General features: G+C 59.1%; 11 protein-coding genes. 3 read left to right on the top strand and 8 right to left on the bottom strand.

What is annotated here, in order from left to right; translation table 11 throughout:
* Positions 1 to 9: 9 nt before the first annotated feature.
* The 6 genes from hsdR to GGD90_RS16335 form a co-directional block, all read right to left on the bottom strand.
* On the bottom strand, positions 10 to 2427 hold the full coding sequence (gene hsdR, locus GGD90_RS16310) for an EcoAI/FtnUII family type I restriction enzme subunit R (RefSeq protein WP_153117769.1): 2418 nt from the start codon (positions 2425 to 2427) through the stop codon (positions 10 to 12).
* Between the two features lie 320 nt (positions 2428 to 2747).
* On the bottom strand, positions 2748 to 4658 hold the full coding sequence (locus GGD90_RS16315; RefSeq protein ID WP_153117770.1) for a TniQ family protein: 1911 nt from the start codon (positions 4656 to 4658) through the stop codon (positions 2748 to 2750).
* A 1-nt stretch (position 4659) separates the two neighbouring features.
* Entirely contained in the window at positions 4660 to 5700 is a 1041-nt protein-coding gene (locus tag GGD90_RS16320) for a TniB family NTP-binding protein (RefSeq protein WP_153117771.1), read from the bottom strand.
* Between the two features lie 2 nt (positions 5701 to 5702).
* Positions 5703 to 7661, bottom strand: a complete 1959-nt coding sequence (locus GGD90_RS16325; protein WP_153117772.1) for a DDE-type integrase/transposase/recombinase — start codon at positions 7659 to 7661, stop codon at positions 5703 to 5705.
* The gene (locus GGD90_RS16330) at positions 7642 to 8277 is read right to left on the bottom strand and encodes a TnsA endonuclease N-terminal domain-containing protein (protein WP_153117773.1); all 636 of its coding nucleotides are present in this window, start codon (positions 8275 to 8277) and stop codon (positions 7642 to 7644) included. Before GGD90_RS16330 ends, GGD90_RS16325 begins: the two co-directional genes overlap by 20 nt.
* A 257-nt stretch (positions 8278 to 8534) precedes the next feature.
* Entirely contained in the window at positions 8535 to 8918 is a 384-nt protein-coding gene (locus GGD90_RS16335; RefSeq protein WP_184415265.1) for a helix-turn-helix domain-containing protein, read from the bottom strand.
* Between the two features lie 262 nt (positions 8919 to 9180).
* Between GGD90_RS16335 and GGD90_RS16340 the strand changes: the two genes are divergently transcribed.
* The 3 genes from GGD90_RS16340 (at position 9181) to GGD90_RS16350 (ending at position 11328) form a co-directional block, all read left to right on the top strand.
* Complete coding sequence (locus tag GGD90_RS16340; RefSeq protein ID WP_153117775.1) at positions 9181 to 9540, top strand: hypothetical protein; 360 nt, start codon at positions 9181 to 9183, stop codon at positions 9538 to 9540.
* A 168-nt stretch (positions 9541 to 9708) separates the two neighbouring features.
* Complete coding sequence (locus GGD90_RS16345) at positions 9709 to 10833, top strand: XRE family transcriptional regulator (RefSeq protein ID WP_153117776.1); 1125 nt, start codon at positions 9709 to 9711, stop codon at positions 10831 to 10833.
* 9 nt (positions 10834 to 10842) lie between these two features.
* Entirely contained in the window at positions 10843 to 11328 is a 486-nt protein-coding gene (locus GGD90_RS16350; protein WP_153117777.1) for a hypothetical protein, read from the top strand.
* A gap of 236 nt (positions 11329 to 11564) precedes the next feature.
* Here the strand turns inward: GGD90_RS16350 and GGD90_RS16355 are convergent, their stop codons facing one another.
* Both GGD90_RS16355 and GGD90_RS16360 read right to left on the bottom strand, forming a co-directional pair.
* Complete coding sequence (locus tag GGD90_RS16355; RefSeq protein ID WP_153117778.1) at positions 11565 to 13544, bottom strand: UvrD-helicase domain-containing protein; 1980 nt, start codon at positions 13542 to 13544, stop codon at positions 11565 to 11567.
* Positions 13523 to 15535 (bottom strand): ATP-dependent nuclease, encoded by a 2013-nt coding sequence (locus GGD90_RS16360; protein ID WP_153117779.1) that lies wholly within the window; start codon positions 15533 to 15535, stop codon positions 13523 to 13525. Before GGD90_RS16360 ends, GGD90_RS16355 begins: the two co-directional genes overlap by 22 nt.
* Between the last annotated feature and the right edge of the window lie 318 nt (positions 15536 to 15853).

The following is a 15853-nucleotide window of genomic DNA, read 5'->3' on the forward strand; positions in this document are numbered from 1 at the left end:
GCCGAGTGCTCAGGCCTGTTTTTGTTCGGGTGCGTCGTAGAGCGCTTGCTCCAGTTCATGCACCGCTTGGGTGTATTGCTCGATGCTGCCGAAGATACCGCGCCGGATCTGCGTTTTGCTGCCGAATTGATCAAACGGCGGTAGTTCCAGCACCTTGGCATCTTCAATGTCTTGCACACCATGGTCGGCAAACTTGTCGAGCAGTGCTTCTAACACAGCGCGAGCCTGATCGCCGTATTTGCCGAAGACGTCGTGCTTCTTGACGTTGTTGGCACGCTCGCGACGGGTGAGTGGCTTCTGGTTGAAAGCGACGTGGGCCACCAGGTCGAAAGCGTCAAGCTCGTCGCCATTGGCCACGGCTTGCTGCAGGACCGCCAGCGGGACGCCATGCTCTGTCAGCTCTTCGAGCACGGCTTGTTTGCGGTCAGCGGTGTTCCAGCGGCGCAAGAACTCGGTGAGGCTGCCGAACTCGGCCTGCAAAGTTTTGCGGATATCGTCTTTGAGCAGGACGCGGTAGTCCTCGGTGATGAGCTTGCCGTCGGCGTCGAGGTACTGCGAGCGTTCGACCGCAACGCGCACCTTTACGTCATCGACGTAGTACTTGATACGGCCTTCGCCGCCGCCAGCGGGAAGCTCGTCTTTTCCGCCGCCGGGTTGGGGCAGGTAGGGCGGAGGCTCGGGCTCTTCACCGGGGATGCTAGGGTCTTCTGGCGGGACGACTGGCTCATCGGGCTTGGGTTCGTAGATCACGACCGGTTCACCATCGAAATCAGGGTCGGCGAAGAGGCGCGTGGCGCCCTTGAAATCCATGATGGTGAAGTAGAGCTTCTGGTAGTCCTCACGCAGGCGGGTGCCTCGACCGATGATCTGCTTGAACTCGGTCATGGAGTTGATGTTCTGGTCGAGCACAATGAGCTTGCAGGTCTTGGCGTCCACGCCAGTCGTCAGCAACTTGGAGGTGGTGGCGATGACGGGGTAGGGCTCGTCGTTGTCGATGAAATAGGAGAGCTGGGCCTTGCCTTCGTTGTCGTCGCCCGTGATGCGCATGACGTAGCGCCGGTTCCTGGCAGCTGCGGGGATGATCTTGACGAGCTCTTGCCGCATGCGTTCGGCGTGGTCCTGGTCGTCGCAGAACACGATGGTCTTGGCCATCTTGTCGGTGCCCTTTAGGTATTCCCAGATGCGGTTGGCAACGAGGCGGGTGCGCTGTTCGAGCACGAGGTTGCGGTCGAAATCCTTGGTGTTGTACTGGCGCTGTTCGACAAGCTGGCCATGCTTGTCGGCCTTGCCCTTCTCGGGCGTATAGCCCAGCGCGTCCACGTCGGTGGCAATGCGGATGACTTTGTAGGGCGCCAAGAAACCGTCATCGATCCCTTGCTTGAGCGAGTAGGTGTAGATGGCTTCGCCGAAGTAGGTAGCGTTACTGACTTCCTTGGTTTCTTTCGGAGTTGCGGTCAAACCGATGTGCGTAGCGCTACTGAAGTACTCGAGTACTTCACGCCAGGCGGAATCGTCAGCTGCGCTGCCACGGTGGCATTCATCGACGACGACAAGATCGAAAAAGTCGGACGGAAATTGTTTGTAGATTTGCTTCCACTCTTCCTTGCCCGTCACCGCCTGATAAAGGGCAAGGTAGATCTCGTAGTTCTTCTTGATCTCGCGGTTAGTGATCTTGTGCATGACTTCGCCAAACGGCGCGAAGTCTTGCTGCATGGTCTGGTCGACAAGAATGTTGCGATCCGCCAGAAAGAGAATGCGCTTCTTGGACTTGGCTTTCCACAGCCGCCAGATGATCTGGAATGCGGTGTAGGTTTTGCCGGTGCCGGTGGCCATTACCAGCAGGATCCGTGGCTGGCCTTTCGCAACCGCCTCAAGCGCGCGATTGATGGCGACGCGCTGGTAATAACGCGGCTCCCGGCCACTGCCATCGGTGTAGTACGGCTGCTCGATCAGCTTGACGGCAGCAGGCTCGCCGAGTCCCTTCCAGTGCAGGTAAATCGGCCACAGGTCAGCGAGAGATGGAAACTCGCAGAGCTGCAGCTCGCGCTCCACCGGCTGTGTCAGCCCTGTTCGGTCATGCAACAGAAACCCCTCGCCGTTGCTGCTTATGGCAAACGGCGTATCGAGCATTTCGGCGTACGCCAGCGCCTGCTGCATGCCGTGGCCAACCGAGAACTTGGCCTGCTTGGCTTCAATAACAGCGATTGGAACGTTGGGCCGCGCGTAGAGAACGAAGTCAGCACGCTTCGGGCCACCCTTTGCGTTAGGGTTCTGGATGCGAGCAGCGACCGGGCCACGCACCATCACCCGGCCATCTGTGAGCTTCACTTCTTCAAGAAACTGATGCTGTTCCCACCCCGCTCGCTGAATTGCGGGGGTAATGAACTTGGTGCAGATGTCGCGTTCGCTCAGTTGCAACTTGTCCATTGAAAAAAACCCGTGAAGTTTGTTTGCCGACTACCTCTTTATCCTTGTCATTTTGCCCGTCAAATCAGTGCGTCACTAGTGGGCCATAGAGGCAAGTGATTCACTTTGGATCATTCAAAGGCCCAGAAAGCAAAAGAGACCTCGAAAGGTCTCTTTTAAGCTGAATTTTTTCACCTGCTTGGCACGGATTTCACTTTCCGTGTCACTCGAAAACATCTGTAGGATCTCCTTTGCCCATGGATTCCTACCAGGATGAATCAACGGCTTAGAGCTTACGAATGAGACGAGCCCAACATATCGTCTCAACGGACGCGATGATCCTACGGATCGTCCCGGTTCGGTAGCCCAGAGGATACCAGCCGGAAACCTCCAGGTGACGCGCTGTTCATCTGCGCAAGGAAGCGACGCACCTCCTCACCACGCACATACACCGCCATCCTGCTTGGCTCGGTCGGCACGCGCAAAGGGTAGATGCCTTGTTCGGCGAGCATCCGGATCACCTTCCCCGGAGACCTTCCGACGATGGCCGCGATCTCCCGACCGAAGATGTGGTTCTGCCGGAACCGCTCAATCTCGTCTCGGCGTATCCGCGAGCCAAGATTTTTCAGGCGCCCAAGGAACTCTGCGCGCACGAAGCCGTGGTGGGTAAGCCAGTAGGCCACCTGTTGCTTTACGCCCAGCATCCGGGCCATTTCCGGGATGCTCACCCAGTTCGAGCGATCGAGCCCCAAACTCCGTTGCAGAGTCCTCAACTGCGCGACGTCGAATACCCAGCGACTGATGCCGCGCGCGCTGTCGAGAAACGACTGCGGCTGGACGTTGCCGGCTTTGACCGCCTCAACGAGCGCCAGAATCTCCTCTCCCGTCCAGTTCCAGTACTTGAGGACGTAGCCCAAGGACACCTGGTGTTCTTCCGGAATGCCGACCACCGGCAAGTTCGTCGCGGCTTCGAGCAGGGCCTCCACCTCTCCCCGGGGAATTCTCCAGGGCAGATATTCCGCTTCCCAGACCCGGCGGGCCGTCGGGAAGAGGAGTCGCAGTAGGCGCTGCATACGAACCTTCCCGATACCGAGCATCTCCATGGCTTCCGCCATCGTGATCTCGCCGGCCAGTTCGGCATCAATGCGATCCAGCTGGTCACGCCGAACGACGAGGAAGCAGCGCCCGGAAGTACTCAGGGACTCCTCCCCCTCGACCTTCCCCTCCCGAATGAGATGCCGTAGTCGAGCAGAAGAAATGCCGAGCTTGTCGGCAGCGACTTTGCCCGGAATCCACTGAACGTTTTTAAGCAGATCCGGCGGGAGCCGTCGATTCCGTCCGGCAATGCCCCCCTTCCAGTGGGTGGCCATCCAGCGCTCGAAGGCATCCCTGACCGGATCGAACTCCGCCTCACGGAGCCCCTTGTAGAGATACTGGTACGCTGAATGAAAAGTGCCGGTGAGCCCCTTCTTCTCGCCTGAGGCGGACGATTCCTGCAGGCGACTCCACGCGCGATGGAACGCCTCGGGCCACCCGAAGATGATCTCCGCCGCCAAGGTCGAGACGGGCCACGAGTTTTCCAGGCACCCGGCGTTGCGTAGCTTGAGCGGCCGCACATGGGTAAACGGGTCGAGGTGTGTCCCGAGGTAGCGGATCAATCGCTGTGTCTGGTCGACATCGAGTCCGGCCAAAGGCGGCGCGTCATCGTCCGTTGGCGCGTTGAAGAGCTTGCGCTCCAGGACGGCGCTGAGCCTTATCAGTGCGGCAGGCGCGACGCTCGGAACATCCTCCCGCAGGTCCGATCCACATTGGCAGCGTAGCAAGGAGTCGCGGCGCCACTTCAGCGGCTGGGCACACGACCCGCAGTGATCGATCAGCCAGACCCCGTGACGCGGGCACGCATCATGGAAATACAGTTCCCAGCCAGCCCGCCAGGTCGGGTCCTCCGCGAGGCACAACGGGCAAAAGCGCACGAAGCGCTGATTCCAGATACGCCCGGTGACCTCTTTCAGATGCGCAATCCGCGCCACATGCGCGTGCAAATCGGGGTCCAGGGCCGGCTCGGGGAGCAAACGATGCCGGGACAGCCACTCCCGGTCAAAGCGAACGCCCAGTTGAGTCAGATCGCTCACCGTCATGCAGTTCGCCTCCGCCAGGCGAAAGAGATACCCATCGGGACCTTCGGTGCGGCCGGGAGGCGGACGGACGAGCAGATCGGGTTGCTCCCGGCACATGAAAAAATGATCGTCCATCTCACGAACCTCCCCGGGTCAGGTTCATCCCGAGTTTCCGGGCAACTGGCGACCCCACGGGATCCTGTCGGGTATGGAGATAGAACACCTCGCCCGGTCGGTCGAGAGGACGCAGGAGCGACTCCGGATGAAAAGGATTCAACCGTTCCGGCACATCCCGCCAAACGCGATTGCGAAATCCCGCCGCCAGAACCGGCAGATCCAGAGTCTCCAATCCGGCGGCGGTGGCGGCCGACACGCCGCCTTCGAGAATCTTCACGACGTAATCCAGGAGCCCATAACTCCCCACGTGGAAGCGCCTGGCCAGATTCGATTCGTAGAGCGGCACCTCCGTCGGCAAGGGCAAGCCCACCTCGAAAGCCTTGAGGATTCCGCGAAACTCCTGAAAATCCTCGCCAACCTCCAAGGAAAAAGGACTGATGCGGATGCGCTCGGAAAACCGTCTCGCCAGTTGCTCGTTGCTGTTGACCACCCACTCGGCCGCCGGCAGGCCACAGGCCACCATCCCGACCCGTGTGTCCTCCAGAAAATTCTTGAGCCAGTCGGTGATGTCGCGGAAGGCGTTGAGCGTTGGCGCATAAAAGAGGTGCTGGAACTCGTCCAGGATCACCATCTCTACGCCACATTTGGCGAAGAGCTCGTAGATCCAAGACGTCTTCTCGGGCGCGGTGCCCCGATGGGCCTTCCGCTGGCCGAGTGCCTCGAGGATGGCGCCGGCCAGACTGCGCGCCGTCGGTGAGGCGGGAACGGACACCAACAACACCGGAACGACGGTCCGGTCCGCGAGATGCTCGCGTGGAAACCTCCCGTGATAGGTCCGCACCATCGTGCTTTTGCCGGCCCCGGAGGGACCGGTCAACAGCAGGCCACCTCCTGCGCCGTGGATGCGGCGGCGCAGATGCAATTCGGCGACGCGCGACATCGCCTCCCGGTAACGCTGGTGGGGCAGAGGGTCGATCGCGAGCTTGAAGCCAACACCCGGGGAATCGGGCTGGACCCGATCCCCGGACGCGAACTGCGTCATGATGGAGAGTGGATCCATGTCTACTCGTCCTCCAGTGGCGACTGAAAGCCTGGAAGGTCATCATCCAGCCCGGGAGGTAATGCCTCGGGAGGTCGTGCCTTGGCCGCCTTCAGGGGCTTGCGAGCGTCCGCCAGCGGGTCTTTGTTAACCAGCACGGCCTCGCTGTCGTGCATCAAGTGCGCCGCCCCGGCCTTGCGGTGCCCCATCTTTTTGGCCTTCAGGGCATCCTGGATCAAGGCCTCGATTTCCGCGCGCGCCTGAAGCAACTGCGTATTGCTGCAGCTGTCACCGAAACGCTTGCGGGCGTTTTCTCGCACAAGCCGATGGATGTCACGGGGTAAATGCTCCGCGTACTCCGCGAGCTTGGCGGGAACCTGGATGTACTCTTGCGCTTCCGGCTCGAAGACGTGGATATGAGCGACCGTGTCCTCGTAGTACTTGAGGGCGACGGGGATGTTGGCCCCCGCGCGACGCCGAATGGCCTGCAGCAACTCCGAGTTGTATTGCAGACCATCCAGTTCAATACCATAGTGGAAAAGGGTCCGCTTAGCAGGGATGCCGGCAATGATCTCCAGTTGCTGCGGATAGGCCGGCAACTCGATGATCCGGCGTGCCGCCGATTCGGACCACATGTCGAGGGGTCGCGCGTTGATGCCGCGATGAGGCGTCACGTTGTAGACGTCCACCACCCACTTGGTGACGAGGTGAACCAGTCCCTCCATGTCGATGACCGCGCTGTCCTCGGCTGGGTAATCGCCCCGCTGATCGACGTTCGAAAACACCGTCCCCGGTAGCCGGTGGATGAGGCCCATGTTCATGGTGCGGAAAAAACGTTCGATAGCACCCTTATGCTGCGGAGTCTTCGAGCCGCAGAAAAGGATCTGAATCCCCATTTCGAGGCACGCACTTTCGAGCGCATCAGAGTGGAGGTCGGTTCCGTTATCCACGGCCAGCAACTCCGGAATACCGTACGCAGGCCATGGCCCCCGAATATCCGGGAAGCGTGCCAGCCATTCGTCCTTTGGCAGGATCGCTCGCCGCAGGCACTGCAAGACGCCGTGCCCGGAAGGCGCATTAAAACTGATGTAGAACCCCATAACCATCCGCGAATAGCGATCAATGACCATCGTCAGCCATGGCCGCCCCAAGGGCAGCTTCGTCAGGCTGTCGATGACGATCACGTCGAGCGGTGTGTGGTCGATTTCCAGGCGCTCGAGGACCCTGCTCACCTTGACGCTGCCGATGGCGGCCCGGTATTTCATTCGAGTGGCTTCTGCGCCCTCCCGCGACGCATCCACCAAGTCCTGCTGCAGGCCCTCCAGCCAGCGGTAGATCGTCGCCCGGCATGGGCATTTGATTTGCTCCTCCCGCACGCGTCCGACATTTACCGCCACGATGTTGCGTCGGAGCTCATCGACGACGACTTGCTTGGGGAGCCGCTGCTTCGTGAGATAGACGGTGGCGATCACCTCCTCGAACAAAGGATAGGCGCGCTTCGCACGGCAGCCATGTGCCGGCTTGTTGTGCGGGATCAGGCAGACGAGACTCTTTGAATGGCGATAGCGTCGCCACCAGGATTGGACGGTGGACGGACACGGCGGATAGCGATCACCCAACTGCTCGGCAACCTGATTAATGGCCGTGCGCCAGCGCCCCGGGTTGTAGGGAGTGTTCTCTGGATCGATGGCCTCCAAATAGCGTTTTCGTCGCCGGGCTTCCCCTTGCTGATTTTGCGGGTAGGTCCCCAAATCCCGCGGCGTCGCCAGATAGGAAGCGTTAGCAAGGGCGCCCAGTGATGCCTGGTCGACAATCCACGTCTGCGACGACCAACGAGCGAGCAACTCGCTGTCGAAGAGGTTTTGCAGCTCGCCATTGTCCGACTCCAGCTGTATCTTGCCGGTGGCGAGCCGCCGGCGTATCTGCCAGCGCCGCTCACCCTCCACGAAAACCAGTCCCACCCTATAAGAGATACGCTGCATGGTGCCCTCCCATGGCAATGGCGACGGGCGTATTGCCCGCCAGTGGCAGGGTCAGATCGCAGGTCAGCGTTCCCCCGGCAATTAGACGGATGACGAGCTCGCGCCCGAGCTGCGCCTCGGCATCGACGAATGGCAGCGCGTCGTAGCCGATCTTGCTCGCCAGCACTCGGGCACTTGGCAGTGAGTTGCCCGTCCTCCCGGCGACGTAAGCAAGCGTGCGTGCGTTGGTGAGCAACGGCTCGCGCTGGATTTCCCGCTCGGTCGCGATGCGGAAATCCCGCTGTTGCCGCCGGTAGTGGGCCGCGATCGCTCGGAACCTCGACTCGACCTCTGGCTTGGCGAGCTCGGCAGACGTCTTGATCTCCAGATGGAGCAAGCCCCCGTCTTCCCGCGTCACCTCGAAATCGGGGTAATACATCCCAAGCCGCTCGTCATCGGCGTACTCGATCAGCGTCGGTTGCTCGCGATAAAACACAACTCCCCGGGAGCACTCCAGCAGCAGGATGGCGTCCCGCTCAAGCAGGGACTCCCACGCCACCATTCGGCCCATTTTATGGGAGGGGAAATAGCCCCTAAACCGCCTTCCACGGCGGGTAATGACTGTTCGTGCCAGCATCGTTTTCTCCTGACGGTGGGCGAAGGGAGGTCCTGCGCCCGCCGCATGTCGTGAAAATTGAGACAAAAGAAGACCCTCGGCCAGTACAAAACTGACCGATATCTCTTGAATTCAATGGGATGAGGCTTGACGCCCCGCAGGAGAGGAGACGATACTTGGCTTGTCGAGAGCGGTAGCGTCAGCTGCCCACGGGGGCAAGCCTTTGGGCTTGCCCTTTTTACATGGTGGATTCTCCTTGGATGGTTAGCGCCTCTCGGCTAAGTGGATAGCTGCGCGCGACGATCCTGGGCCGCAGGGATCTGAAGTGCCAGTTCGATCAAATGGATCTGGAGAGGGGTGAGGCGGCCCAACTGCGGCTCCAGCTGGTGGAGCAGGACGTATTCGCGCTCACTCGCCCGGAACGGCAGCGAGATTTGGCGTCGAGACAACCTTAGCGCTTGCGACAGAGCAAGCTGCTCCTCATCGGATAGAGCAAGGATCCGGATCAGGCGATCGACGAAGTCCTGCTTCGGCGGCCCCTTGTCGCTGCGTTCGAGCGCCGAGATATAGCTGGGCTCATATCCGAGCCGGCGAGCAAGCTCGTTTTGCCGTAATCCACGCTGCTTGCGTAACGCTCTCAGGTAGATGGCAAATGGGCTCACGACGATCTTTGGCGGATATTCGATCTGTCAAAAATAGCACGCCTTTTGCTGCAAAACAAATTTAGTTCCTTGTTTTTATTGCATTTTTTAATGCGCACCGCCTCCAAAGCCCAGCAACGGAAGTTATCTCGAGCCTGCCAGGAGCAAGTACGGGACGCTTCCGGTCTATGGCGGTGAACGGTAATTCAGCAAGAACCGCGCGGCTCACCCCAGCCTATTGATCTGGCGCGCTCTTGAACTAAGATGGGTTCCGGAGGCGGAGATGATCATGATGAGCGAGTTGCACAAGCGCCAGCAGCAAGCGCGAAAAGCGCAGCTGGAATTAAACGAGCGCAGGCGCCAGAAGCTCTTGGTAGTTGCTCAATCGCTCCGCGATCCGCAGCAGGCGCCGGCGGTCGTGGCATCCGCCATGGAGCAGGTACGTTTGTGGCGAGCAAAGAACCTGTGCAGTCGTGACTACATCGACGCTTGGGAATCCCTGCTCGCGCAGCCCGAGAAGGCTGCGGAGATGCTCGAAGACCCATCTCCGTACGCGGCGCAGCTTCGGCAGAACTCTCCGTTCGTGTCCGTCCTGCACAGTGCTAGGGGAGAAAGCGCGTCGCGAAAAACGAGCCACCCCTGATCCAGAGCAGCCTAGTAGGCTTCGTTTTCGAAATCTGAACAGCAAAACCTGACTCAACGACTTCGGCGCCCCATGCAACGGCCCGCCGCATCTAGGAAGAATGGAAGCATCTGCTTCCAAAACTTATAGTTTGCGATTTGGTGCAAGTTTTAGTACCATCGCAAACAAATGGACAAGACCCAATACCGCACCCCCGGACAGCTCATCGAGGCATTGCTCACCGAGCGCGGGTGGAACAACCGCATCCTTGCTGCAGTACTTGAAGCCGAAGAGACGGGCATCAGCAAACTGATCTCCAGCAAGAAGGCGGTCACACCGGAAGTGGCGATTTCTCTGGAGGAGGTGTTTGGCATACCCGCAGAGAGGTTTCTTGAGCTCCAGCGTAACCTTGACTTGGCCAAGGCACGCATCGTCACAATCCCCAATCCGGTGCGGGCCGAAAGAGCCCAAGTGTTCGCCGAAATTCCCGTGGCCGAGTTGATCAAGCGTCAATGGATCAAAGCCGACAACATCCGTGACTTGGATGCCGTAGATCAGGCCCTCTGCGCATTTTTCGAGGGTCAGAACCCGAGCCAGATCATACGCACGCCGCATGCGGCTAAGAAAACATCCACAGGTGAACAGGCGTCGGCGGCACAGCTTGCTTGGCTGTACCGGGTTCGACAGATCGCTAAAGAACTACTAGTGCCCAAGTATCAGGAGTCCGCTGCGCGCGCTGCCCTCCCCAGCCTCCGGGCCTTGCTCAGCGCACCCGAAGAGGCGCGGCACGTGCCACGCATCTTGCAGGAGTGCGGCATCAGATTTGTCGTCGTGGAAGCGCTCAAGTCGTCCAAGATAGACGGTGTGTGTCTGTGGCTCAACGAGCACTCACCCGTGATCGGCATGACGATGCGGTACGACCGCATGGACAATTTTTGGTTTGTGCTTCGCCACGAACTGGAGCACGTTTTGCTGGGTCACGGCAAGGCGGAGCCGTCGCTCGATGTTGATCTCAATGGGGATGTCATCGACGAGGAAGAAAAGTTGGCAAATGCGGCCGCTTCTGAGTTTTGTGCGCCTAAAGCGCGTATCGATAGCTTCATCAAGCGCAAAGCGCCCATCTTTCCGGAGCGTGACTTTCTGGGACTGGCGAAGGTGCTCGGCGTGCACCCAGCCCTCGTGGCCGGACAGATTCATTTCAAGACAGGAAGGTATGACCTGTTCCGGTCTCATCTGGCGAAGATTCGCGATCGCGTATTGCCCAGCGCGGTTGTGGATGGATGGGGCGACGTCGCTCCCGTGGGCTTAAGCTAAGGAAGCAACATGACCAAAAATCAGCAGTTGCAAGCACTGATTAATCGGTACAAGCAGGAAACCGGGGAGAAGGTCGTCGATATGGAAAAGGTCGCCGATTGGGCGATCCGCCACGGAGCCATACTTCCGAAGCCGAAGACCGCGCGTGAGCTATTCGCCGCCCAATTGGCGGATGCAGCACGTGCCGAGTATCGTGTCGATCCCAAGACGGGCTTGTCTTATCGCGCCAATCATGCGCTGCGCAAGCGCGCGCGCGATGGCAGGCAAATGGTTCTGTGGGTTGATATGGAAGATGCAACTCGGCCGCAGATGCTGTGGTCCCTTGCCGACCGCAGGCAGCAAATGGTCGGGGATGCAGTGCACCTGAAGATTGACGAGATGATCTGGAACAGTAAGCACCCCGACGAAGAGCCAATTCAGCAGGACCTGGATTTCACTTACGACGTTGAAGAGCGTTTGAATTCACCTGGATACGGAACCGGTGAAGCTGCGTAATTTGGAAACTCGGTACCGACGAGAGCAGGCGGTGCGAAGGCATATCGCTCACTAACCTCAGAGGCCACTTCCAGCCGGAAATAGCGGGTTTACAGCTGGCAACTGCTTGGCCGCTTAGGCCGACTTCCGGTCCTCGGCCAATGCCGCCGTTCAGCACACCTACCCTGAGCGGCTGGTTTGGAACGCTAAGCTGACCCACTGAGACCATGAAATCCGGGGCGATTTAGTGACTTCGTTCATTCCTTCGACTCTGCAGCCAGGACGACAAGGTCGACTACCTTCCAACCTTGGTCTTTGGCCGGCGGTATCAGCGCGGTTGCTTCAGATCTGCGCAGCGCTAGGCCAAGCAATTCCCGCGCTCGGGTTACCCCCACGAAGACATTTGTCGCGGCGGTGAGCCCCACACCCGTCAATAGCTGGCCGGTAACACCAAATGCATGAGGAAGGACCGTGCTCAGATCGATGCACTGCTCGGCCGCCTTACTGCCTTTCCATATCTCGCTCTCGACGACGAGAATTCCATCGACACTCTTGCCCTTAACCGAGTGGATTGATCCCAGCCGCACAGTGAGCTCGCCGAACTGCACATGTTTCATAGAGTGCCGCCCAGGATCGGAGAGATCGGCCTTTTGCTCCGTAACGAAGCGGCAGAATGCATCGATCTCTGCCTCGGTGCCTGCAGGACACGGTGCGAAAAGTGGCAATAACTGGTCTATGAAAGACTGCCATGCTCGCGGATCCCAAACGGCATCACCAGCGAGCACATGGCCCCGCAGAAGTCGACGGACGGCACGCGGTAACTCAAGGTCGTGATGCGATAGTGTCGCCCAAACATTGTGCGCATTAATCGGACGACCATTAGCCGCTTTCCATCCATGGACATGCGCCAAACCGGAAACGCCTACCGCGAGCATCTCGCCTACCTCGGCCGGAGGGCGTGCTGCGGCGTGGTGTACAGCAGCTTTCTGAAGCTGCCGGCAAAGGACGTTGGCCTGCCTGCGAGCACCGCCTTCGCTGCGATATGCGGGGTGATAGTCGACGAGGCTCTTCGGTTGCCATGCCCCCTTCTTTCCTGACAGCTTGTGGCGCGATGCAACTGTCCAGACATCACGCGTGCTGCAGCAGCTGCCCCACAGCGCATGTGCTTCTTTGGCAAATGCCTCAAGAACTCCGCCGATCGTGGCTTCGTCGAACAGGAACATCACCCGCAACGCAGGCCGTACCCCCAAACCTACAATGGCCTGGGCTTGGCGTACTGTCAGTCGGCTGGCAAAACTGGCGATCTCAGTGCCGAATCTGCGGCTTGTATCGAGAGGAATGCAACCTGAACCAGGCGTCCAATAAGTCGGTTCTGCTCCACCGTCCTCATAAAGCGTTTGATTGCTGTCCCCGAGGCACTGGAAAGCCGTCCCTCCTTGCTTGAACACATGCTCCAGTAGCCGGAGCTGATCGCCATTGGTGTCCTGCGCTTCATCGAGGATGACGAGCGGAAAGCGGTCGCGAAGTCGCTCGGCCAAAGCAGGGTTTTCAAGAAGCGCACGCCACGCAAGCGCTGTCATGTCTGCGTACCTGTAGAGTCCCCTCCTGACCATCGCAGCTTTAAGCTTTGCCAGTGCCTTACCGCAATTTGTGTCAGCACCGTGCTGCCCCTTTTGCCTCTGCACCCTCAGGCTTTCGGGCTCCTGGTTTATGTCGTCGAAGGCAGGATCAAGCGCGAGTCTGCCAACCCATTTCTCTACAGTTGCGCTTGCCCTCTCTGCTTGCTGCTTCAATGCCCAGAACGACGGATATAGCTGCAACGCCTCCGCCTCGAAGGCGTCGTCGTCAATCTGGCGCACTTGCCAACCCAAACCTCGAAGATACGGAACCGCGAGATACTGGTTAATGAAAGCCGTGACTGTGCCCGTGAAATGCGGATAGGCCATCAGCCGCGCCGCAGTCGGGTGACAGGCGATCAAATTTTCAACCTCTGTTCGCGCCGCATTGGTGTGCGAGATAACGCAGACGCCCCGTCTGCGGCTCACCCAGTTCCGTGAAAGTAGCGCGAGCTTGGCCGCAAGGAGCGTCGTCTTGCCATTGCCGGGAGCGGCCTGAACATCACATGAGCCAGTCCCCGCCAGAAAGTCGATCTGGCTTGGGTCGGTGAAATCACAGCCGCCCAGTTCATCACCAAGTTCGGCAAGCAGTTCGGGAGTTAGAGGCAGAATCTTGAACATGACACCTCCGCCTCTGCTGCGTCCTCCATCCCAGCGTCCCCTACATCTTCAGCATCCGGCTCGGGTGTGATTGCCAGCGCACCGGGGACATAACCACCTGTCACGTAGTCGATCGCGTGAACCAGATAGGGCGGGAGCCGATCGCGCATCTGCTCCGGCGTATCGGTGCGCTTGCGCAGTATGGCCGCAAGATGCTCGGCGACCTCCGCTTTTGAGGCCTCTTTGTCATGAACGGGCTGGTAGATCTTGACGGCGATCTCGATATCAGAAAGTCCTGCTGCTTTCCAGACTGCGTAGGTTTCACTGGCCTTCGTCTTGATCTTCGTGATCCACGCGGGCCTGCGACTGCTGGTCTTAGCGAGCTGGACTGCCTGGAGAACACTCTCGGCAAGGTCGGGCTGGAGCGCGAGGTCAAATTCGAGTGTCCAGCTATCGGCGATGAATGCGTCGACGGGGTCGCCGACATCGCGCCGCAGCGTCTTCATCCTCGCTGCAGTTTCTTCTTTGTCCAACTCATTTTCTGTCTTTCGGTCGCCGACGAGGCCCTTCGCCTCGGCCGGCGGAATGTCCCTGTCGGGAATCAACGCCACTGGTACCGGGATCGCGCTCCCGACCTTACGCTGCAAAATTCGACTGTAGCGGAACAAACCACGGTGGCCGACATTGACGATCGACACGCCGTGACGACTGAGTGGACGGCCAAGCTTCTCGGCGATTGCCGGTAGCAACAAGTGCTCACCGTCCCCCTCGACCACAATCAGCGCACGTGCGAAGAATAAGTTGGCTTTGGTCGCGTCGAGAAACCGACGAAGGAACTCATAGTCGTCCTCGTCGAGTCGAGTATGGTTCGCGCCCAGTGGGAAGGCCCGGTGATTGACGATCATTGTCATGGTTTCAAGGTCAGCACCGGCCGCAAGCTGCGGGCTATGGGTGGTGAGTAGGACCTGGACCTGCTGATGGGAGTCACCCCTGGCGTCGACGGGCTTGGCAGCTCGGGCAGCAAGCACTTCCATGAAGAGCGTCTGGTGCTGCGGGTGCAGATGCGCCTCTGGCTCCTCGATCAGCAGGAATGGAACCTGATCGGGATGCGATTGAAGCAATAGCAACTCAGCCGCCATGAATAACAAGTTGTTGTAGCCTAACCCACGCTGTACTCGCCCGGTGCCTGGCTTAGCGTTGAGGTAGAGCTCAAACCGTTCGAGTATCTGGTCGAACGACCCACCCGCCCCGAGATCCAAGGTCGCAACTAGTCGATCATCCACGAACGATAGTTTGTCGAGGAAATTGGTGTTCACACTGTTGGCGACACCAACAACTGCAGGGTTTTCGCGGACGGCCATATCCGCCAACATGAGGATGTCATGAAGCGTCGCATCAGCACCTGGTGTGGCAGGCTTATTTTGCAGGCCCATCGTAGGCATCGCACCTAGAATGCGAGAGAGGCGCGACCGGCGTCCTGCCCGCATTTCACGCTCAGCATCACGCAAAGGCTTGAGATAAGTGGCCTTCAAATACTCTCGCAGTTCTCCGTCGAGCGGTAGTCCTTCGCCTGCTGCTCCAGCGCGATGCTGGCTGGAGATGATGTTGCCACCACCAGGAGAAATTCGCCGGGCGGCCCGCATACAGACATGCAGTCGGAGCGTCCCATTTTCGTTGGTGCACCATTCAAGGAAGCGGGCTTCTTCATCCGCACTGAGATTGTCGAAAGTGCAGCGCACGATAAAATCGGAAGCTCGTACACCATCAGCACTGACATGAAAATCGTGCTCATCCGGACGAACGTAGTCGTCACCACGCGTCCAGAGAACGTAGCGAGCAGCGTCAATGATCGCACTCTTTCCTGCGTCATTTGGCCCTACCAGAATATTGAGGCCTGGCGACAGATTTATTTCCAGAGGAGTAGTCTGCCCAAAGCACCGAAATTCGCTTGCGTAGATTTCCGAAATGTACACTGCTGTCTCCAAGTTTTTCGTTTGGCTTTGCGAAGGCATTGCTCAATCTCCGGGGGGCCGGTGCTGAGTACGCCCAATATCTTGCCTAATGATATCTGAGTAGAACAACCTGAGATGTGCACGAAGTTTTCGTATAGCAGACATTATCCATCGATATGTTGAAAGGTCGCTTTGGGCGATTCAAGGTGCTGACGCCTGGGGTCGCAGAGCAAGACAGGCTTAGTTGTAGTGGCCGACTCGTCGTCGTCCAGCTGGCCGCGCGGCAAGCGAAGCGCGCAGGCCCTGATCTAGAGGCCGGGCCGGAGGTGTCGCCCAGTAGTGCGATGAAACTATGGAAGCCCAACTAGGGCTAGACTC

Source organism: Rhodocyclus tenuis (genome assembly GCF_014197755.1).
Lineage (GTDB): Bacteria > Pseudomonadota > Gammaproteobacteria > Burkholderiales > Rhodocyclaceae > Rhodocyclus > Rhodocyclus tenuis.

What these genes read in the sequence shown, in the direction of transcription:
- hsdR (WP_153117769.1), bottom strand. Translation starts at nt 2,427, where the DNA reads ATGGACAAGTTGCAACTGAGCGAACGCGACATCTGCACCAAGTTCATT.
- GGD90_RS16315 (WP_153117770.1), bottom strand. Translation starts at nt 4,658, where the DNA reads ATGGACGATCATTTTTTCATGTGCCGGGAGCAACCCGATCTGCTCGTC.
- GGD90_RS16320 (WP_153117771.1), bottom strand. Translation starts at nt 5,700, where the DNA reads ATGGATCCACTCTCCATCATGACGCAGTTCGCGTCCGGGGATCGGGTC.
- GGD90_RS16325 (WP_153117772.1), bottom strand. Translation starts at nt 7,661, where the DNA reads ATGCAGCGTATCTCTTATAGGGTGGGACTGGTTTTCGTGGAGGGTGAG.
- GGD90_RS16330 (WP_153117773.1), bottom strand. Translation starts at nt 8,277, where the DNA reads ATGCTGGCACGAACAGTCATTACCCGCCGTGGAAGGCGGTTTAGGGGC.
- GGD90_RS16340 (WP_153117775.1), top strand. Translation starts at nt 9,181, where the DNA reads ATGATCATGATGAGCGAGTTGCACAAGCGCCAGCAGCAAGCGCGAAAA.
- GGD90_RS16345 (WP_153117776.1), top strand. Translation starts at nt 9,709, where the DNA reads ATGGACAAGACCCAATACCGCACCCCCGGACAGCTCATCGAGGCATTG.
- GGD90_RS16350 (WP_153117777.1), top strand. Translation starts at nt 10,843, where the DNA reads ATGACCAAAAATCAGCAGTTGCAAGCACTGATTAATCGGTACAAGCAG.
- GGD90_RS16355 (WP_153117778.1), bottom strand. Translation starts at nt 13,544, where the DNA reads ATGTTCAAGATTCTGCCTCTAACTCCCGAACTGCTTGCCGAACTTGGT.
- GGD90_RS16360 (WP_153117779.1), bottom strand. Translation starts at nt 15,535, where the DNA reads ATGCCTTCGCAAAGCCAAACGAAAAACTTGGAGACAGCAGTGTACATT.